This window comes from Acinetobacter silvestris (assembly GCF_002135235.1).
GTDB classification, from domain to species: Bacteria; Pseudomonadota; Gammaproteobacteria; order Pseudomonadales; family Moraxellaceae; genus Acinetobacter; species Acinetobacter silvestris.
The window spans coordinates 691,965-711,665 of record NZ_NEGB01000001.1 but is presented as its reverse complement, the minus strand read 5'-3'; the positions used below and the strand labels follow the sequence as shown (position 1 = coordinate 711,665).

Annotated in this window: 20 protein-coding genes and 3 pseudogenes; 14 read left to right on the top strand and 9 right to left on the bottom strand. The window is 33.8% G+C overall.

Annotated features, from left to right (window positions below; genetic code table 11):
* Positions 1 to 70: 70 nt before the first annotated feature.
* Positions 71 to 204: pseudogene (locus B9T28_RS14970) on the top strand (glycoside hydrolase family protein); the annotation flags it as partial.
* Positions 205 to 215: 11 nt separating this feature from the next.
* Here the strand turns inward: B9T28_RS14970 and B9T28_RS03380 are convergent.
* Positions 216 to 2,192 (bottom strand): multicopper oxidase family protein, encoded by a 1,977-nt coding sequence (locus B9T28_RS03380; protein WP_086202519.1) that lies wholly within the window; start codon positions 2,190 to 2,192, stop codon positions 216 to 218.
* A 94-nt stretch (positions 2,193 to 2,286) separates the two neighbouring features.
* Between B9T28_RS03380 and B9T28_RS03375 the strand changes: the two genes are divergently transcribed.
* A complete protein-coding gene (locus B9T28_RS03375; RefSeq protein WP_171263430.1) occupies positions 2,287 to 3,909 on the top strand; it encodes a tyrosinase family protein in 1,623 nt (540 codons plus the stop codon).
* A 191-nt stretch (positions 3,910 to 4,100) separates the two neighbouring features.
* On the top strand, positions 4,101 to 4,409 hold the full coding sequence (locus B9T28_RS03370; protein ID WP_086202517.1) for a DUF4882 family protein: 309 nt from the start codon (positions 4,101 to 4,103) through the stop codon (positions 4,407 to 4,409).
* Positions 4,410 to 4,563: 154 nt separating this feature from the next.
* Here the strand turns inward: B9T28_RS03370 and B9T28_RS03365 are convergent.
* Positions 4,564 to 5,764 (bottom strand): annotated as a pseudogene (locus B9T28_RS03365) (tyrosine-type recombinase/integrase).
* A 171-nt stretch (positions 5,765 to 5,935) separates the two neighbouring features.
* Here B9T28_RS03365 and B9T28_RS03360 point away from each other — a divergent pair.
* Together B9T28_RS03360 and B9T28_RS03355 are read left to right on the top strand one after the other, a co-directional pair.
* A pseudogene (locus B9T28_RS03360) lies at positions 5,936 to 6,262 on the top strand (aminoacyl-tRNA deacylase); the annotation flags it as partial.
* Between the two features lie 387 nt (positions 6,263 to 6,649).
* Positions 6,650 to 7,000, top strand: a complete 351-nt coding sequence (locus B9T28_RS03355) for a DUF3147 family protein (protein WP_086202515.1) — start codon at positions 6,650 to 6,652, stop codon at positions 6,998 to 7,000.
* Positions 7,001 to 7,054: 54 nt separating this feature from the next.
* On the opposite strand, the gene B9T28_RS03350 is transcribed toward B9T28_RS03355, so the two are convergent.
* Positions 7,055 to 7,423 carry a YcgJ family protein gene (locus tag B9T28_RS03350; RefSeq protein ID WP_252053427.1) on the bottom strand — a complete coding sequence of 123 codons (369 nt, stop codon included), beginning with the start codon at positions 7,421 to 7,423 and terminating at the stop codon, positions 7,055 to 7,057.
* 130 nt (positions 7,424 to 7,553) lie between these two features.
* Positions 7,554 to 8,726, bottom strand: a complete 1,173-nt coding sequence (gene ampC / locus B9T28_RS03345; protein WP_086202513.1) for a class C beta-lactamase — start codon at positions 8,724 to 8,726, stop codon at positions 7,554 to 7,556.
* 321 nt (positions 8,727 to 9,047) lie between these two features.
* Between ampC and B9T28_RS03340 the strand changes: the two genes are divergently transcribed.
* The 5 genes from B9T28_RS03340 to B9T28_RS03320 are packed head-to-tail and all read left to right on the top strand — an operon-like array spanning position 9,048 to position 12,682.
* Complete coding sequence (locus tag B9T28_RS03340; RefSeq protein WP_086202512.1) at positions 9,048 to 9,677, top strand: 2'-5' RNA ligase family protein; 630 nt, start codon at positions 9,048 to 9,050, stop codon at positions 9,675 to 9,677.
* Between the two features lie 31 nt (positions 9,678 to 9,708).
* Positions 9,709 to 10,227 carry a bifunctional adenosylcobinamide kinase/adenosylcobinamide-phosphate guanylyltransferase gene (gene cobU / locus B9T28_RS03335; protein ID WP_086202511.1) on the top strand — a complete coding sequence of 173 codons (519 nt, stop codon included), beginning with the start codon at positions 9,709 to 9,711 and terminating at the stop codon, positions 10,225 to 10,227.
* Entirely contained in the window at positions 10,227 to 11,279 is a 1,053-nt protein-coding gene (gene cobT / locus B9T28_RS03330) for a nicotinate-nucleotide--dimethylbenzimidazole phosphoribosyltransferase (protein ID WP_086202510.1), read from the top strand. Before cobU ends, cobT begins: the two co-directional genes overlap by 1 nt.
* A gap of 27 nt (positions 11,280 to 11,306) precedes the next feature.
* Complete coding sequence (locus B9T28_RS03325) at positions 11,307 to 11,939, top strand: histidine phosphatase family protein (protein ID WP_086202509.1); 633 nt, start codon at positions 11,307 to 11,309, stop codon at positions 11,937 to 11,939.
* The gene (locus tag B9T28_RS03320) at positions 11,936 to 12,682 is read left to right on the top strand and encodes an adenosylcobinamide-GDP ribazoletransferase (protein ID WP_086202508.1); all 747 of its coding nucleotides are present in this window, start codon (positions 11,936 to 11,938) and stop codon (positions 12,680 to 12,682) included. Before B9T28_RS03325 ends, B9T28_RS03320 begins: the two co-directional genes overlap by 4 nt.
* A gap of 112 nt (positions 12,683 to 12,794) precedes the next feature.
* Here the strand turns inward: B9T28_RS03320 and B9T28_RS03315 are convergent, their stop codons facing one another.
* Positions 12,795 to 13,520, bottom strand: coding sequence for a sulfite exporter TauE/SafE family protein (locus tag B9T28_RS03315; protein ID WP_086202507.1), 726 nt, complete (start codon positions 13,518 to 13,520; stop codon positions 12,795 to 12,797).
* 526 nt (positions 13,521 to 14,046) lie between these two features.
* Between B9T28_RS03315 and B9T28_RS03310 the strand changes: the two genes are divergently transcribed.
* On the top strand, positions 14,047 to 14,349 hold the full coding sequence (locus B9T28_RS03310; RefSeq protein WP_086202572.1) for a DUF7710 domain-containing protein: 303 nt from the start codon (positions 14,047 to 14,049) through the stop codon (positions 14,347 to 14,349).
* A gap of 36 nt (positions 14,350 to 14,385) precedes the next feature.
* Here the strand turns inward: B9T28_RS03310 and B9T28_RS03305 are convergent, their stop codons facing one another.
* Positions 14,386 to 15,207: an alpha/beta fold hydrolase gene (locus B9T28_RS03305; protein ID WP_086202506.1), complete on the bottom strand. Its 822-nt coding sequence runs from the start codon at positions 15,205 to 15,207 to the stop codon at positions 14,386 to 14,388.
* A gap of 14 nt (positions 15,208 to 15,221) precedes the next feature.
* Positions 15,222 to 15,980, bottom strand: a complete 759-nt coding sequence (locus B9T28_RS03300) for an HD domain-containing protein (RefSeq protein WP_086202505.1) — start codon at positions 15,978 to 15,980, stop codon at positions 15,222 to 15,224.
* 323 nt (positions 15,981 to 16,303) lie between these two features.
* Here B9T28_RS03300 and B9T28_RS03295 point away from each other — a divergent pair, with 323 nt between their 5' ends.
* Genes B9T28_RS03295 through B9T28_RS03285 form a run of 3 tightly spaced genes read left to right on the top strand, consistent with a single transcriptional unit; the run spans position 16,304 to position 18,016 of the window.
* Positions 16,304 to 16,720 (top strand): YeeE/YedE family protein, encoded by a 417-nt coding sequence (locus B9T28_RS03295; protein ID WP_086202504.1) that lies wholly within the window; start codon positions 16,304 to 16,306, stop codon positions 16,718 to 16,720.
* Positions 16,720 to 17,130: a DUF6691 family protein gene (locus B9T28_RS03290; RefSeq protein ID WP_086202503.1), complete on the top strand. Its 411-nt coding sequence runs from the start codon at positions 16,720 to 16,722 to the stop codon at positions 17,128 to 17,130. The genes B9T28_RS03295 and B9T28_RS03290 overlap by 1 nt, the downstream gene beginning before the upstream one ends.
* A 1-nt stretch (position 17,131) precedes the next feature.
* Positions 17,132 to 18,016 (top strand): MBL fold metallo-hydrolase, encoded by an 885-nt coding sequence (locus B9T28_RS03285; RefSeq protein ID WP_086202502.1) that lies wholly within the window; start codon positions 17,132 to 17,134, stop codon positions 18,014 to 18,016.
* 94 nt (positions 18,017 to 18,110) lie between these two features.
* Here the strand turns inward: B9T28_RS03285 and dsbG are convergent, their stop codons facing one another.
* Together dsbG and B9T28_RS03275 are read right to left on the bottom strand one after the other, a co-directional pair.
* On the bottom strand, positions 18,111 to 18,857 hold the full coding sequence (gene dsbG, locus B9T28_RS03280; RefSeq protein WP_086202501.1) for a thiol:disulfide interchange protein DsbG: 747 nt from the start codon (positions 18,855 to 18,857) through the stop codon (positions 18,111 to 18,113).
* Positions 18,858 to 18,869: 12 nt separating this feature from the next.
* Positions 18,870 to 19,700 carry a TlpA disulfide reductase family protein gene (locus B9T28_RS03275; RefSeq protein WP_086202500.1) on the bottom strand — a complete coding sequence of 277 codons (831 nt, stop codon included), beginning with the start codon at positions 19,698 to 19,700 and terminating at the stop codon, positions 18,870 to 18,872.
* Between the last annotated feature and the right edge of the window lies 1 nt (position 19,701).

Here is a 19,701-nt window from a genome sequence, read left to right as displayed (position 1 = left end):
AATCAGGTTAGTTATCCGAAATAATGTATTAATAGATGAGTTACAACAGCAATACTGGTAATACCCATAAAGACTCAATGCAGGCGATTATCAAGCTGCAGCAAATCAATTTGATGTTTGGGTCAAGGCTGGCGATAAGACGATGCAGGGCTTGTGAATCGACGCGCTGTGGAAAGAGAGTTGTTTGAGAAAGCCCTCAGTTGAGGGCTCATTTTTTAATGATGAGAATGCTGAATTTTGGGTGTGTCTCCTGCGAAAGGTCTAGCTTTACAGATCTCTAAGCTTTCATTTGGATCACAAATACGTACATCTTGCATCATTCCTTGGTCTTCATGATCAAGAATGTGACAATGCAGAACAAAATCGCCAAGAAGATTATTGTCATATTGGGTACGTGTTATGACGGTATATCCTTTAGGGACAAAAATAGTGTCTTTCCATACATGTTTCAGGTTATTAAATTGAACATCATATTGACCTCCATTAGAGGGATTGCCGGAAACATCTTCATCCTTCTCATTTAATATTTCTTGGATTTGGAATGGATTTACATGAATATGAAAAGGGTGTCCACCTAGAGTAGATGTTAAATTCCACTCGTCGATGTAACTACTATCATCAGTAGTTTTAAAATTTAGATAACGTACATCTTCTTGTTTACCTGTGTATGCTTTACTTTCATCCATATCATTGATTTTATTACTAATTTTAAAACCATTTCCGATATGGAAATTCAATTCTTGCTTATTATTTTTTACTTGCTCGTTTTCTAGCGATTTGTATGGTGCAAAAGCTGATAGGTCATTTTTTGCAATTTGATTTATGATTTGAGTAGGTAATTCCTTCTGTTTTGCTTGATTCGCTAAATAAGTTTGAATATTTATTTCTCGTTCTGTGGATTTTTTAACATCAACCCAATTAATAAGTTTTGCATATAGATCATGATTTTCAGATAGTTGTGCTGTCAACTTGTTAGAAATGTTTTTATTAATTTCATTTTTATCATTTAGTTTTGTATCAAAAACACAATATTTATTTACTGTTGGGAAAGAGATTAAAGCATCTTGGCGATAACCTGGTTGTAATACTGATAGCTTAGTTGGTTGAGTCTCTGCCATAGTAATTCCGTCATGGGCAAAGGTGTTAAAATTGATAGATTTGAGTTGGTTAAATCTCGTTATTTTTTCAATGTCCTTATTTTCTTTGTTATCAATAAATTCACCATATTCACGGCATTGTTGAATAACTTTATCATCACTAAAATCGGCTGAATTTGGTAGCTCTTTGATGATTAAACCGAGAGTATCTCTAACTCCTCCATGAATCATTCTCCACCGAGAAAATTTATTTTGGGTCATTTCTAATTTACCCAAGACTAAGCCATTAATTGATGTATAACGTGATGATTTAGCCCAAGATGTTGGATTTTCTAATTCACTATAATCATCAATTTTTCCATTCTTATTATATTGAATTTGTTGAAACATCAGAATTTTTTCATCTGTATCTTTTAAGAGAATATCAATATCACCGACTTGGACAACATTATTATTATCGATTTTTGGAAATCTATTGCCTTCAACTATAAGTGCACCAACCATGCCACTAGATACTTGTAGTGCTGTTGAGCCATGTAGATGCGGATGATACCAAAATGTACCTGCAGGATGATTTTTGGGAATTTCAAATTGAAATGGTTGTGATGTATTAGGCTTTATATTAATAAAAACATTATCACTTGCAATACCGGTATCTTTGGAGTCAGGTTTTTTAAAATAACCTGGATTTACAGCTAAACCGTGAGTATGTAAGTTTGTATTATTAAAACAATGAGGAGTATTGTGATCATCTTGTTTTTTGCATTCGTCATTATCTAATTTATTATTTAGTTGAACTTTTAAATATGCTTCTGGTTGAGTTCGAATAGTAGGAGCAACTAGAGAATTATTTTCTGTATTTTGACTATTTCCATCGAGATACTGTCGAAGCTCAACTTCATCAAATTTTCCAAGATTTGGATTGAAAATTTCGCCTTTTTTCATTTGAACATTTAGTTCTAGTGGCTTTCCATTGGGACTCAATTGGAACTCATTTGGGTTAATAATAACCACTGACTTTGCATAAACCGTGGGTGAAATACTTATTGAAAGTGCTAGCATGTTAAAAAGCAAGATTGTTAATTTTGGCTTCATGAAAACTCTAATTTGACTTAAATATTTGAAATAAATATAAAATTTATCATATCTGTGTTTTAATTATTGTTCAATTTTTATGGGGAAAATAAAAATGAAAAAAAATATTATGGGATTTGGTGCTGGAAGCCTTCTTTTTTTAATGCAAGGCGTAGCTTTCGCTGATATTCAAAGTTATGAAAATTTTGCAAAAAATCCAAAAAATATACAGAGCTTAGATAAAGCTTTTGACGAGATGAAAAAGCGTAATAATGCTGCTCATGATTCAAAGGATTTTAGGACTAGTTTACAGTATTGGGCAAATATACATGGTTATTTTGCTAAAGACCTATCAACTGATCCAAATGCAAAAGTATTAAAAGATACTATTAAAAATAAAGTAGGGGATTGTTTTAGTGAAGCTTTCGAAAATAAATCGAAAGAAGAAATAGAACTTTGTATAACGTATACAAAATACTATACGGCTATTCGTAATCAAACCGTCTCAGATGATAAAATTGCACAAGATGTTTGGGGAAGCTGCCCACATGGTAGTGATATGTTTCTACCTTGGCATCGACTCTATTTACATTTCTTTAATAAAACACTGAAAAAAGCGAGTGGCAGTACTGAGTTCCAATTGCCATATTGGAAATATGAAGACAATTACGATGGAGAAACTTTTTCTGTAGCTTTACCAACACAATTTACCAAGCCGGCCAGTTCAGTATATAGCCAATATCGCACCAAGGGTTTAAATACAGGACAGCAAAGAATTACTGCTTACATGAATGGAAAAGGGGATGGTGTTGATATATTGGCTTCAAATGCATTTGAAGCAGTAGATTTCTTTTCAAAAGAAAAAAATGAAAAAGGTATAAAAGGTTTTTCAAACGAAATTGAAGGAAATCCACATGGAATGATGCATTGTGGAGTTGGTGCTAATTGTATTGCTCCATACATAGGACTTGTTCCTGCAGCAGGGAATGATCCAATCTTTTATTTACATCATCGGAATATTGACCGATTATGGCAAAAATGGATGGAAACAAAAAGTAATGGAGAAGAAATTACACTTGAATGGGTAAAAAATAACCTAGGAATGGATCCTGCATGGTTTGAAAAAGAAATGATTTTTGTCGATGAAAATGGCAATAAAGTCACTGTAAAAGTAGCTGATGCATTTAGCCCTGAATATATGCCTAAATATGATGATCTTGATTTGAAAAACACAGAACACTCATTAGGTGCGCTTAAAGCAATTTCAAGTCCATTGGGTAGTCATGAGAGTTTTGATTTAAAATCAACAGCGATATTGGGTCAAATGCCGGAAAAAATTAATCTTGCGGCACCTGCAAAAAACTTAAAATTTAATCTTAATAATAAACCTGCTGAAAGTTTTTTAAAGCTTGAAAATATAGAGTTAAAGAATAATCCTCTATTAACCTATGGTGTTTATTTGGTTAATAAAGAGAACTCTAAAAAGAGTTATTTAATGACATTCTCATATTTTGGAGTTGATGAAGGAGGTCATGGTCATCATTCAGGGGCAAAACTTAATGATGTTCAATTAAATATTTCAGATAATTTGAAAGAAATTGGAGCTACTAATTTTGATCAACTCCAACTTATTTTTAAGCCTACAGATTTAACAACAAAACCAGTATTCACACAACAAAATGATGCTGGAATAACTATTGGAAAAATCTCTTTTTATTCTAAACCTTTAAAAGAGTAACTACCTATGTAGTTTTAAAACATAATATTATAAGCACAAGCTAGAGTCTTCTTGCTTGTGCTTTTTTGTCTTTTTATAATCAACTTTTATAAAAAAAGAAATCAGATGAAAAAAATATTATTTATTAGTTTTTTACTGCTGACTGCTTGTTATTCAGATGAGTCAAAGGTGAAGAAGCAATTAATAAAGGTATGTTGGATGCTCTAAATTTAATTAAAGTACCAGTTACATCAACGAGTGATGGTTATCAACAAATTGGTATTTATATAAATCAAAATACCAAGCAAATGGGGGTTATCTATAATGGGGTTAATAAGGGGTATATATCGACCCACCCTCAAAAAATAGCAAACTTGTCTTTTGAAATGAATATGTCATCTTATGGTGTTGAGGCTACTTCACCTAATATAGGTAAAGATTTATCAGTTGATCTAATTACAGACAAGAGTAAGTTCTCTTTTATTTATCCCGTAGGGACTAAGGATATTTGCAATAATTAGTATTATCTCAATTAAACTAACCGCTCAGATAGTGGTTAGTTTATATATCACTGTTTAATCCATTTTTTTATTTATAGACCAACCAGTTTCTTTGTAAAAAGGCTCACCATTTTTAATCGTAAATTGTATGTAAAAGTAGAGCCATGTTTTTATTTTATTCCTTCCAACCATCAATGATATCAGCCCATTGTTGAAGCATATCTCTGCGTTGCTCTAAATATTTAACATGATTGTAAGATGCTCGTGTTTTGTTTTGATCTGCATGTGCTAATTGTTTTTCTATCCAATTTTCATCAAAATTATATTCATTAAGAATTGTTGATGCTGTTGCTCTAAAGTCATGTGCAGTAACTGTTTTGAGCCCCATATTTTTTAGCGCAATATTGGGTGTGGTGCTACCAATGACATCGGAATTACCGCCATATACAGTAGGGAAAACAAACTCTTTGTTACCAGACTCTAAATATTGTGCATTTAATAGGTTAAATAATTGATTGGACATAGGAACTAAATGAATTCTATTTTTCTTCGTAGTTCGCTCTTGATTATTACTTCGTGTTGAGATTGGAAAAGTAATAGTTTTTGCATCAAAATCAACATAACTCCATTTCATGCGTTAAATTTCAATTGAGCGAAGCATTGTATATGCCATGGTAAGGAGAGCATTTCTGACAGTAATGGAACCTTTGAAATTATCTAATCCACTTCTAAAATGTTTTTGCTCCACTCCAGTGAGTGGTCGTGCATGTTCAATTTCAGGGCGTGATACCGCACCACGGACTGCGTATGTTGGATCATTTTCAGCTCTCAATGTTGCAATAGAATATCGCATCACAGATCCAATGATCTTTTGATTATTCATTGCCGTAACTTCACCAGTACCACGCTTTCCTGTAGTTCTTACACGATTAACGGTTGATTTAATAATGTATAAGACATCTGCTGAGGTAATATCTTTTACATTTTTTTCGCCTATTACGGGTAGAATATCAAGTTCTAATGATTTTTTAAATTTGCTAATGTAGCCATCAGAGCGACTAGCTAACATTTCGTTTATATACTCATTAGCAATTAATTTAAAAGTATTTACGCTAATTATTTGGGCTTCAATTTTTTGTTGCTTACGATTCTGTGAAGGATTTATACCATCTTCAAGGAGTATTTGGCTTGATCTCTAGCCTTACGTGCATCAGCTAAGCCAATGAGAGGGTATTCTCCAAGGCTTAACATTAAACTTTTCCATCATATCTATATCGATAACGCCAAAGCTTTGTGCCGCTAGGGCTGACTTCAATGCAAAGTTCATTATGATCAGCTATTCTATAGGTCTTATCATGTGGTTTAAGGCTTTTTATTTTAGTGTCTGTAGCATAGTGAGTAACTCATAAAAGTTTTGAAAAAAATATAGATACTCACAAAATATGATTTTGTATACTTTGGTTAGGTTTGTTTTAATTTTGTAAATGTTTGATTTTTATAAATTATATTTTGTTTTTGGTTTTTCTTAATTTGTAAAGATTTTGATAATGTTGTTTATGGATGATAAAAACTTCTTTATTGCTATTTTACCTGTCAATTATCAACTTAATTTAAAAAAAGTCTCTAGTGCTTTTGGTTGCAAAAAATTGCATATGGCTGATCCAAAAGTTGCAGAGCGTTTAACCGGTTATTTGGTCGGTGGAATTAGCCCAATAGGACAAAAAAAACGTCTGAGAACCGTCATTTGTGAAAGTGTAAAAAGCCTTAATAAAATGTATGTAAGTGGTGGTAAGAGAGGATTGGATATTGAACTAAATCCTTTAGATTTAAGTCAGGTTTTAAGGGCAAATTTTGCTGATATTATTGATGAATAATCCATGTTCAAGCATCGGAAAAATAGGCTTAATTAAAAGTATTATTCAAATTATTAGTACTGATATGAATCGTTAAAATGACAAAAGTCGTATTAAACGGCTCAGTAATTCTTTCTTTTTAAAAAATTCATCATATTGAGATTGCTTATTTAATCTAAGTTATATGATCTTAGCTCACTTTTTAAAAAGTCTTATATATTCGGTTTTCTTTAATAATTTTAACTCGTGTAATGGTCTATTTATTTTATAGTACATTTCATATCAGCACTATTATATTGAATGAAGGGAATATAGTCGTAGTTCTAAGATTTAAAAAATCTAGGATGGCTTAAATAGCTTATTTTAGTTGTCTATAAAAAAGACTTTATAGATTTATAGGAGATATAAATGATCTGGCTGATTACGAAGTACGCTATAACGGCAGCTATGGTCGTACTTATCTCGGAAGTTGCAAGGCGTAGCGATCGCCTAGGAGGGCTAATCGCAGCATTGCCTATTGTAACGGTATTGGTTCTCATCTGGATGAAACTTGAAAATCAAAATCCGCAGAAAATTTCAAATCATGCTTGGTACACTTTCTGGTATGTGATACCCACTTTGCCGATGTTTTTAGGATTTCCTATACTTTATCAGCGTTATGGTTTTTGGATATCACTCAGCATTTGTTGTGTGCTTACGGTCTTGATTTTCTTACTTTGGGCTGGAATTTTACGGTATTTTGGCATTGATTTGCTTTGAATCATTTAAAAGGTCATTTATATCAAATCAATTGCTGATCAAAATATTCAGTGATTATTGACCAAATAATGCAGAGGTATACTTTGGTGCGATAGCACTGTGTTTACCTGAGGCATTGTAGTAGCGGTCAATATGGCATGTCTTGGTATTGGTATCGCAAAAAATACCATTTTCAAATGTAAACTGAGTATGATCAAACTCACCTTGAGAAAAAATGCGATCGGCCTGCTTTTGGCCTAAATATTTTATAGTCAACTCTTTAGAAACACCTGCTGAGTTTGCGCAAATATATTGATCGCATAAAACCCTTTTTTCAGGATTTTTTAAATCTAGTGCTGCCGATGTAGTTGGTTGTTTCAAAGCGTAGGATTGGCATCCCATCAATACAAAAGCCATGAATGATAGGCTGAATAAAGTTTTCAAATGATTTCCTTAAAATAAGTTACTTAATGGATAGTTAGAGTTCTAATCAAAACTTGACCTAAGTTTTGATTAAATTTGTAGATACAGCATGATTTATAGCGTACAAACTGTATCAATTAAATTTAAAAAATCACTTATTATTTAGTTGATTAAAGACTTCATACGCTGCCTTTATTCGCTCTTGATTTGGTATTTTTTTATTCATCAACATGACCAATCCGAATTTTGCTTCAGGAATAAAGATCACATAGCTGCCGAAGCCATTAGTAGAACCCGTTTTATGAAATACTTTCGACTTAATTTGAGTGGTATTTCTTTCAACATAATTGGATTGCATAACAATTTTTTCAGAATTACTTTCTTGTAAAATCTCTAAGCTTGTCGGATAAGAAAAAACCTCCCAGCCCAGTGCTTGTGTCATGTTTCCAAGCTTATAATACCCCTTATGTGTTGCTAAAATCGCTTTTTTAAGATCAGAATTAGCTTTTTCTGGATTTAAATTGGCATTTAAAAACGTCAGCATATCTGGAAGTGTAGATTTAACACCATATGCTTGAGCATCTAAAGGGCCAGGGGTCACTCGAATAGGATTATTCATCTGATCGTAACCAAAAGCATAATGTTTCTGTTGTTGTTTAGGAATATTGACATACGTCTGTTTCAAGTTAAATTTCGGAAAAATCACCTGTTCTAATAATGAAGTAAAAGGGACTTTCATCGATCTGGCGGTAAGCTCACCAAAGAGACCTATACTTGGATTTGAATATTGACGATATTGACCAGGGGGATTTTTGATATGCCAATTTTGGAAATATTGTAAAATTTGCTGATCTGTCTTTACATTATCTGGAAATTGTAATGGTAAGTTACCGCTAGTATAAGTTGCTAATTCCAGCAAACTGATCTTGTTAATTTCTGATTTTTGTAACGCAGGCCAATATTGACCTGGATGATCTTGGAATGAGAGTTTACCTTTGCTTTCGGCATAAGCACCTGCTGTTGCAGTAAAAAGTTTACTGACAGAACCTAATTCAAAGATAGTCTGTTTATCAACTGCTTTACTGTCGATATTAGATTGAATACCGTAGTATTGTTCGTGATTTTCCCCATTATAAATAACACCTACTGCCATTCCTAACACACCATATTTTTTCATAAGTGGTTTAAATGACTGATTAATCGTAGTCTCAATATTTTTCTTATTCTCACTTATTTCATTCGCACTCGAATAGCTAGTTAACGCCATAGCTAAAATAAAAATACTGAATTTTGCTTGTCTCTTACTCTTTGCTATAAATAACATATACTAAATATTTCCATTCATTATTATCTCAACGATCTATATTCTAGTACATACGTGTAATATATCTATACGCTGTTACATATACTTTGTAGGGTTATGTAATGGAATAATGTGTTGGCAGAATAATTACTCAAAAATTATGAAATTCTAGCAAATATGACTGCATAACTTGGCTTTATGATAATGATATAACTGAGTTAAATGTATATTTAGAAAAGATGAATTAAATTCAGCTTGATATGAGTCGTTCTAATTCAATCAGTTCAACAAAATATAAGAATCCATGTTTAAATATTCTAATCTATTTTCTGTGACTTTGATGTGTTTCTAAAATCCTCACAATGTGTTATTCCCACGCAAAGACATGATTATCCTGAATGGCATCGTGGACGACAGGACTATGCGGTCTGGTATTTAGAAATTCATCAACCTGAATTATTAATTTATCTCAATCAACTGAGAGTAGACTTTTCAGCGTTTTTATTTCAACCGAATACACGACAATTTCATATCACATTGTTTATTTGTGGTTTTTTAACTGATCAGGCTCCCATACTGAATGATGATTTTTCAAATGAACAATTTAAACAACAATTACAGCTATTAGTTCAAGAAAATATTCAATCTTTTCAATTAACAGTAGGCAAGATCAATAGTTTTGATAGTGCATTATTTGTAGAAGTTTTGGATCATCATAATAGCCTAAGTAAAATTAGAAATTTATTATCAAAATCCCAAAATGAAATTGCACCATTAAACTATTCTCCTCACATCACTCTTGGACTTTATCATTCAGCATTCAACAGTGATGCAATTTTTGCAAAAATTGCATCACTTCAACAGCAAAGTTTTGATATTTCAGTCGACCATTTAAGTTTTGGCTGTTATAAAGCGAAGGAGTTGCAAGGGCCACTTTATCCCCATCAACAATTTTATTTATCAAAATTTTAATTCGTAAAATTCAGGTGAGTTATATAACGTCATGTTGCAATTAATTCTAGGTGGAGCACGTTCAGGCAAAAGCCGTTTAGCAGAACAAATCGCTCAAGATTCTGCATTGAATGTGATCTATATTGCCACGGCACAGGCTTGGGATGAGGAAATGCAGAATCGTATTGCTCAGCATCAACAACAAAGACCGAGTCATTGGCATGTGTTGGAAGAACCTATATATCTGGCAGATCGATTATTACAAATTGATCAAACGAATCAATGTATTTTAATTGATTGTTTAACCTTATGGATGAGTAATTTACTCATGCATGAAAATGCAGAATTACAGATGCAAGAATGTCAAAAGTTATTACAAACATTAGCTCAACTTCAGTCTCAGGTTATTCTGGTGAGTAATGAAACAGGTTTAGGTGTTGTGCCAATGGGTGAAATTAGCCGAAAATTTGTAGATGAAGCAGGGCGATTACATCAACAGCTTGGCCAGATTGCCGATAAAGTTATGTTTTGTGTTGCAGGATTTCCAATGATTTTAAAAGGAGATAAATGATGAATTGGTGGTTAGATACATGTAAACAACCGAGTGAGTCTGCCAGACAGTTGGCTACTGAGCGTCAATTACAACTGACTAAGCCGACAGGATCATTATCTGAATTAGAAAATATCGCTATTTTGTTGGCAAGTTTACAAGATAACCCTCGTCCTAATATTGATAAACCATGGATTACCATTTTTGCAGGTGATCATGGCGTGATGGATGAAAATATTTCTGCATATCCTCAGGCAGTTACTCGTCAGATGTTGCAAAACTTTGCTTCAGGTGGCGCTTGTATTGCAGTCATTGCTAAAGAATATCATGCGACTTTACAAGTTATTGATTGCGGCTCGGTTGGTGATGTGTATGACTATGCTGGCGTAGAGCAGCATTGTATCGCACAAGGGACTGCAAACTTTTCTAAACAAGTCGCGATGACTGAAGAACAATGTATTCAAGCCATGAATTTGGGGTGTGAGAGTGTAGAAAAAGCTCTGGAAAATGGCGCATCGATTTATGTCGCTGGTGAAATGGGCATTGGCAATACTTGCTCAGCTTCCGCAATTGCATGCTTCTTATTAAATGAACCTGCTGAAAAATTAACAGGCATCGGTACAGGTATTCGTGAAGAACAATTGATTCATAAAAAAAATATCATTGATCAAGCTTTAGCATTGCATAAAAACTATGTTGAAAATGATGCTTTTAAAGCGCTTTGTGCCGTAGGTGGCTTGGAAATTGCGGCAATGACAGGGGCTTATATCCGCTGTGCTCAACTTGGTTTAGCGATGGTGATCGATGGATTTATCAGTTCAGTATCGGCTTTAGTCGCTGTACGTTTAAACCCTGAAGTACGTCAATGGATGCTATTTGGACATCAATCTGCTGAATATGGACATCAACGGATATTAGCTGAACTGCATGCTACTCCATTACTAAAACTCAATTTACGTTTAGGTGAAGGTAGTGGTGCAGGTGCATCTTTAGGTTTGATTAAACTGGCATGCAGCTTACACAATAATATGGCAACATTTGCTGAAGCAGCTGTGATTGGCGAAAAAGTGTAATTTTGAACTCATAAAAATTAGGGACATATTGTGCTTAGGATTGATGTATTACGTCATGGTGAAACAACGCTAGGGCATACCTTACGAGGTTCAACTGATGATGAGTTAACTGAACGGGGTTGGTCTCAAATGTGCCAGACCATTGATTTGACCATAGATCAATCCTTAAGCCATGCGCAACACTGGGACGTAATTTTTAGCTCGCCGTTAAAACGTTGTCGGTTGTTTGCTGAAAATATAGCGGAGCAATTACAACGCCCTTTATTTCAAGATCAGAATTTACAAGAAATGCATTTTGGTGATTGGGAAGGGATTTCGATTCAGGAAATTTATGCGAAAGAACCTGAAGTATTGGCTCAGTTTTGGCAACAACCTACTCAATTTAGCCCACCCAATGCTGAAACAATGCTCGTTTTTCATGATCGAGTTTTACAAGCTTCACAAAATATTCAAAGGCTTATGCTCAAAAATAATTGGCAACATGCTCTAGTGGTTACACACGGTGGTGTGATCAAACTCTTAAAATGTTTGGCGCTGAATCAGCCTTTGGATGATCTCTTAAAAATGTCTGCTGAGTTAGGACAATTGAATTCATTTGAAATAGATAAAAACTCTTCCATTCTGTTACTCATGGATAATAGTGGTGAGAGTAAAATATGACTCCATTTTTGATTGCCTTACAATTTCTCACGACATTTCCCATCCAGCTTAAGGCTATGCCAAGTAAACAGCAGAATGGACAGTCATTATTGTTTTATCCAGTGGTTGGATTAATGATTGGTTTGATCCTATGTACTGTAGCAACATTACTACAGATTTTACCTGTTGTTTTATTGTCGAGTATTATTCTGATACTTTGGATCTGGCTGACTGGTGGTTTACATTTAGATGGCTTAGCTGATACTGCAGATGCATGGGTCGGTGGTTTTGGTGATAAAGAACGTACTTTAACCATTATGAAAGACCCTGCATGTGGTCCAATTGGGGTTTTAAGTTTAATTATTCTTTGTCTGATGAAATGGTCTGCCATTTATGTGTTATTAGAAAAACAACTCTATGCAGCTTTATTATTATTTCCCGTTTTAGGTCGTTTATCGCCGTTATTCTTATTCCTTACAACACCGTATATTCGCGGAAATGGCTTAGGTTCTTCCATAGCAGAATTTATTTCTAAACAATGGTCAATATTCATTTTGGCACTGTGTTTGATTATGACTGCATATTTTAGTTGGGTCGGAATATTGACAGCTTTGACCTTTATAATGACTTTGATGTATTTACGGCATAAATTTATTCAAAGAATCGGTGGAATTACTGGGGATACCATAGGTGCAAGTATTGAAATTACAGAAGCTGTGAGTTTGTGGAGTTTTGTGATATTAAGTTTTTATGTGGTGATTTGATAACTCTTGTAAAGCTAAGCATTATAAAATAATTTAAAGTGTTAAAATAAAATCATTTATATGTTTTTTTTGACGTTTTTATATAGCGACTATTTCCTCTATTTAATTGTGATTATCGAATATATGCTTCCCAGAGCATAGAAAGCCCTGCAATGAATAACATGGTATCGAGTAAAATATTAAAAGTCTGATCGGACATCTTTAAGACAAAAACTTTGCCTATATAATTTCCAAGCATCAAACCACTTCCGACTAAAAAACCTGCTATTAATATGGCTGGTTGTAATACACCTAATGCTCCAAAGGTCGCACTTTTCGTGAGGTAGATTAAAAATGAAGCTGCGGCTTCTGTGGCAAGTAAAGCACCTTTGGTTAAGCCAAAACCACTAAAAACGGGTAGTAAAAGTGGACCAGTGGAAAAGACGACGCCTGTTAAAAATCCTAAAAATGCCCCTGAATAAACCATTTGCCATGCTGTTAATTTTAATTGTTTGTTTTTAGCCCAATGTCGAATTGGAATTAAACATAGGAAAAATAGACCAATACAAATATTGGTTAATGTGACTGGCATTCGCCACAAGGTGTTTGCGCCTAAAACTGTGGCAGGTAAACCTAAACTAATAAAGAGTAAAAAAGCTTTTATATTTAATTCTTTATGCCAGAGTATCACTCTTGAAATATTACTCATAATTGCTGCAATCGCCATAATCGGTACTGCTAGTTTCGCTCCAAAAATATACGCTAAAATGGGTAATAAAATTATAGATGATCCTGTTCCGACGACACCGCTAATCATGCCTGAAATAATGCTAATAATTGCTAAGGCGATATAGATCATGTCGAAAGTAATCTGTATACAGTCAAGTCCAATTATTATGCAGTTTTAATTGGGATGCAATACGATGTAATTTGTGAGATTTTTCCATATCTATTAAATTGATAAATATCACACACGGATATATGATTTTCAGTGTTATTGGATCGAAAAATAGCGTGTCCTTGAATAATCACCGTATCCGATGTTTTATTAATGCCATGTATAGAAAAAGTACATTCTATGGATGCAAAATATCGAAGAATATTCTGAAACTTCCCTAAAGAGAATAATTGGGCGATTTCGATTTTTTGTATTTTTATTTCTCTTTGAATTAGGCATTCATCATAATCATTCTATAACGGTCAATATTCCAATTCTTATTCAAGAATATGAACTATTAATCTGATGATCTCTACAAATTGGAATGGCAAAAACTATGCGCTACTTAAATTAAAAAATGTGACCAAAGTCACACAATAATTAAGTTGATGTAATATTGAGATGGGGTAAAATTTAATAAAAATAATGAAAAGCTATGGTGATCAGCATGCATCATTCTTCAGAGAAGGTTTTTATTTTTAACTTTGATCGGTCATGCTTTTCTTCAGCCGTATTTTCTTCATTTAGCTTAGCAAATACTTGGATTCAAAAAAATTATCTCAGTGGTGTTTTAACGGAATATCCATTAAATCAAGGGAGTTATGACTGGGCAATAGAACAAGGCTATTTTAAAGTCAAATCGCCTATTGATCGTGCACCTATATTTATAGGCAGTTTTATTTCAACCCATCAGAAACGATGGTATTTTAAGGACGGCGAAGTGCTTGAAGAAATCATTGATCGATTATGATCCTTAAATTTAATGAGTTTATCTTAGTAAAAATCTCTACTGCGATTGGTTAGTAATCCATTCTTGTATGCGTGCAACGACTTGTTTAGGTTGTTTAATCCATGCACTATGCTGATTGCCTTTGGTTAGTGCTGTTAAATCTAAAATTTCAATTTGAGGATGTTTAAAATAACGGCTTAAAGCAAGGGTAGAGGTGAATGGAGCAAAATCATCATTTTTGAATTGAATAAATAAAGCTGAATTTTCAGAGATCGTTTCATCTGCAATGATGTGTCTATAGTGCCCAGTTAGCACTGTTTTAGACCAATCCTGCATTAAAGTTTTGGCTTCTTTATTGCCAAAGCCAATTTTATAGCCTGCTAAAAAACCATCTTTTAAAATCATGGCATTAAAGGTAATCACCGCTTTTAATATATTAAACTTACCTTTTAAATTCCAATTTAGAAATCCAATATTTCCTGTCGCTATGCCAATGACATCAACATCTTCATATTGCGCATACAATGTCGCCAAATGCCCACCTAAACTATGCCCTAAAATGATGGGTTTTTGATTTATTAGATCTTTAGATATTTGAACGAGTTGTGGAATGAAATAACCCAGTAAATCTGCATAACCATAATCAAATTCAGCTGAAACAGTGGGGGTATTACGCCCACAACCAGGGTAATCTGCGGTGATAACATTGAAATTTTGCTGAATGAGTGCTTGAATTAGTGCGTCATATTTATCAATGGCAACCCCTAAAGCAGGTAGAAGAATAATATTGGTTTTATTATCAGGCTGATGATAAATATCGACAGCAATGGCATCACTTTGATAAAAATGAAGGTTTCTTTGAAAAAAGTTTTCGTTCATGAATTATTTCCATTTTATTCTTTAAATACATTCATTTGAATCATCATGGATAAGCCAGATGAATACATCAGTGCAGTACGTGACTTAGGATTATGCTGTGCTTCTTTTTTTATCAGTTTCTGCATTTCAGCATTAAAATCTTCTCTCGGATATTTTGTCAAGACTTCATTACGATAACGTGTTCTTAACAGAGCTAGATCTGTTCCAATAACATCACACGCCGTGGCTTTTTGTAAGATGAGAACTTCTTTACTCAAATTTGGATCACTTTCATCCAGATAACCATTCATATGTAAGCAAATGGCATTGGAAATATTCTCCGTTTTATCTTGAGGATAATTATGTTTTTTACATAAAGCTTCAGCGTGTAAGGCACTGGCATAAGTAAAGCATTTACATTGTTGCTGACGATTCAGATTATCATCAACTAAAGCTAAATCATGAATAAGACTGGCGATGAGCAAGCTTTCATGATCTATATGCCATGTTTTACATTTGGCTATAGCTGCACCCCAAAAATAGCTGCGCCATGAATGATGAATAATGCTGGGTGAACCACAATTGTCTAATTCTAAAATTGCGTCTTTAACAATAGTGGTATCTGGAATAATGAACTCACTTAATTCTAAAGAGGTATCTGATGGTGTTTGTGGAAAAAATGTTTTACTAAAAGCAAGACTTGCAGGTATGAATACTTTATTGATGAGTTTGATTTTTTCTTTGATGGTTAATGATCCGTGACTGCTATTCATCCATTCTCGAGATCCTATCATGGTATGTGTTCCTATATTTTTATAATTAGAGTGATTGCTCTAATTTATTATGCATAAAGGTTTAACCAATACAAGTCTATGTTTTACATTCTTGATAAAGTGAAATTGAACCGTAGAACGAGCAGAATCATCGCTATTATGATCATCTTATGAAAATTTTGAAGCGTTAATAATTATGAATAAATTATATAAATATTAAAAACAATTACTTAGTCCATTAAAGCTAGTGCATGAATTCAAGCAATAATTACTTACAAAGCTTTAGTTTAAATAATTAATATAATAATATATTATAAAAACATATATTGATTGAGGCTGGAAATATGCACGATTTTCTAATAGCATTCTTAGGTGGATTACTTTTAGGCAGTGCAGTCGTTGGATACTTATTTGTGAATGGACGTATTGCAGGGGTGAGTGGGTTAATTGCACAAGTATTAAGTCCTCATAATATTTTTAAAGCGCCAGCATTTTGGTTTTTGTTGGGTTTATTCATTATGCCATTTATATATGGGATATTTATAAAACCAGATATTGCCATGACTTCAAGTCCATTTATGCTGATTGTTTCAGGCTTATTGGTTGGATTTGGTACACGTTTAGGTTCGGGCTGTACCAGTGGACATGGAATTTGTGGCATAAGCCGTCTCTCTAAACGTTCAATGATTGCAACCAGTATATTTATGTTAGCGGGCTTTATTACCGTATTTATCATGCGTCATATTATTGGAGCTTTCTAATGAAAAATATATTCGCATTTATTTTTGGCGCAATATTTTCAGTTGGGCTCATGCTTTCTGGAATGGCTAATCCTGCAAAAGTAATTGGCTTTTTAGATATTTTTGGTCATTGGGATCCTAGTCTTGCATTTGTTATGGTCGGTGCAATTATGGTGGCATTTATTCCTTTCCAATTGGCCAAGAGAAGACCAGTTACACTATTTAATGAAGTAATTGAGCTGCCTCAGAATCATCAATGGGATAAAACTTTACTTTCAGGTGCTTTTATTTTTGGAATTGGTTGGGGCATTGCTGGTATTTGTCCAGCGCCTAGTTTTACACTGATTGGTTTAGGGCATTATGATGCTGTCTATTTTATTGTTGCAATGTTGGCGGGTGTATTGATCCATCGTAAATTCATTGGGGCATAATATGAATACTACAGTTGGTAATAACTATCCATTAGTCAAAGAATTTTTTGATGAAAATAGCAATACATTTAGCTATGTAGTAACAGATACAACAACTCAGCAGTGTGCGATTATTGATAGTGTACTCAATTATGATGCTGCGTCAGCGAAGATGACTACCATCCATGCTGATCGGATCATTGAATATGTAAAAGCTCATCAATTATCTGTGCAATGGATTCTTGAAACACATGTGCATGCAGATCATCTCACGGCTTCTCAATATTTAAAATTGCAGTTAGGTGGCACAATTGCCATCAGTGCAAAAATTGCTGCTGTACAAGAGATTTTTAGTACCATCTATAATTTAGATATAAAGTATTTTAATTCACAGCAACCCTTCGATTATCTGTTTCAAGATCATGAGCATTTTATGATTGGTGAATTAGATGCCTACAACATTCCCACACCAGGACATACTCCAGCCTGTTTAAGTTATGTCATTGGTGATGCTGTATTTGTAGGCGATACTTTATTTATGCCAGATTATGGGACAGCGCGTTGTGATTTTCCAAAAGGAAGCGCATCGCAATTATTTGATTCTATTCAGCGTTTATATGAGCTTTCTGATCATATGCGTATGTTTTTATGCCATGACTATTTGCCGATATCACGGCATGAATATACATATCAAACAGATATAAAATCACAAAAAGAATTGAATATTCATGTACATGTAGGTATAGAAAAAGCAGAATTTATTAAAATGCGTGAGCAACGTGATGCGACATTGTCTATGCCGAAACTGATTTTACCTGCAATTCAAATTAACATGAATGCTGGAAAATTACCTGAAGCTGAAGTAAATGGTATTCGGTATTTAAAGTTACCTTTGAATTATTTCTAATGATTATGATGTAAATAATATGATCTTGAAATATAAAATAAACTATAAAAAATATGGTGAGCTATCAGCTCACCATATTATAAATTGACACCCATTAATCAAAGATTTTCTTCAAATCCTTTGGTGCACCTTGTTGGCTTTCAATTTCACCTTTTGCATTTTTCCAAACAAGAGCAGGTGTTGCATAGAAGCCATATTTATCCATCATTTTGGCATTTTCATCTAACTTGTCAGATATCGCTTTAGGTATATTGGGCATGTCCTGAATTTTAGATTTACCTTCCGCTAAATTATACTTTTTGAAAGTTTCCGCTGGATTTGTAGTACTTAAAATAGTCGCAGCTTGTCCTTTACTGCTCGGACGAATCACTCCCACCATAATATGACGTAATTGCACTTTACCCGAGTCTACCCATGGACGAGCTTGTTTCCAAAAGGTATGACAATAAGGACAGTTGGCATCATTAAATACATAGATAATTTTAGGTGCCTGTGGTGAACCATCTTGAATCCATGTCGATTTTTCTAAACTTTTCCAAATTTCATCTAAAACCGCACCTTTAGCATGTGTGTTAATTGCTTCTTCAGTGAGGTTTTTACCATTTTGATCCATTAAATCGCCAACAATATAATATTTTTGATCTTGGGAAATAAATACAGTTGATGGATATTCATCTTTATATCCAGTCCAACCGATTAAACCCGTTGGTGCTGGAATTTGTTTTACAAAAGTATAGCCTTCTTTTTCGAGCTTGGTTTGAATGGTGTTTGTATTGGCTAAAATAGCACTACTAAATAATAAACCGAATGTACAAATGCTAAGTGATTTCAAAGTGAACATGATTGTTACTCCTTATTGTGAAACTAATTTCTGAATTTTTTGCGCTAGAACTGCATGACTAATTTCACCCATATGAGTTTCTATTAATTTGCCTTGTGCATCAAAAAATAAAGTACTCGGCAGACCATACATGCCTGTAGATTGTGCGGTTAAGCCTTGTGGATCAAGCAGAACATGTTGCAATTGAAGCTGGTTTTTTTTCAAATAATTCTGAATGGTTTCAGTATCTTCACCTTGATTGACAAAGACAAATTGCACATCTGAATATTGTTTTTGAGCTTGATTCAAAACTGGCATTTCACGATGGCAAGGCGGACACCAACTTGCCCATAAATTAATGACGGTCAGTTTTCCGGAATATTGCTTTAGGTTGACTGAATTGTGTTGTAAATCGAGTAATTCAATTTGAGGGAATTGTTGATATTGCTGTTGAACCCGATCTAAGAGACCGAATCCAATGCTATTCAAGATTATCAATAAACTAAAAATGAGTGTTAAAAACAGCTTTCGCAGTCTTTTATTTTTTAAAATAATCCAAAGCGAGCCTACAACTAGAGCAATATAAAGATTGAAACCTTTATCTTGAATTTTAAGTATATCAATCGGATGTTGGAAATAGGCTTCATAATTAAGCAATACAAAGCCAATTCTTGCAAAAATGAGTCCTATGAATATCGCTGTCCAAATAAAATCTTTAAATAGGTTCCATTGTTCAGTCGTCACTTGATACTTTTGTTTGAATTGATTTGCAACGAGTAGCGTTATTAGCAAACTACAGATGGGAATGATGAATTCCCACGGCAGCATGATTGGTCCTAAATGAATCGCTTGTGGAGTCAACATT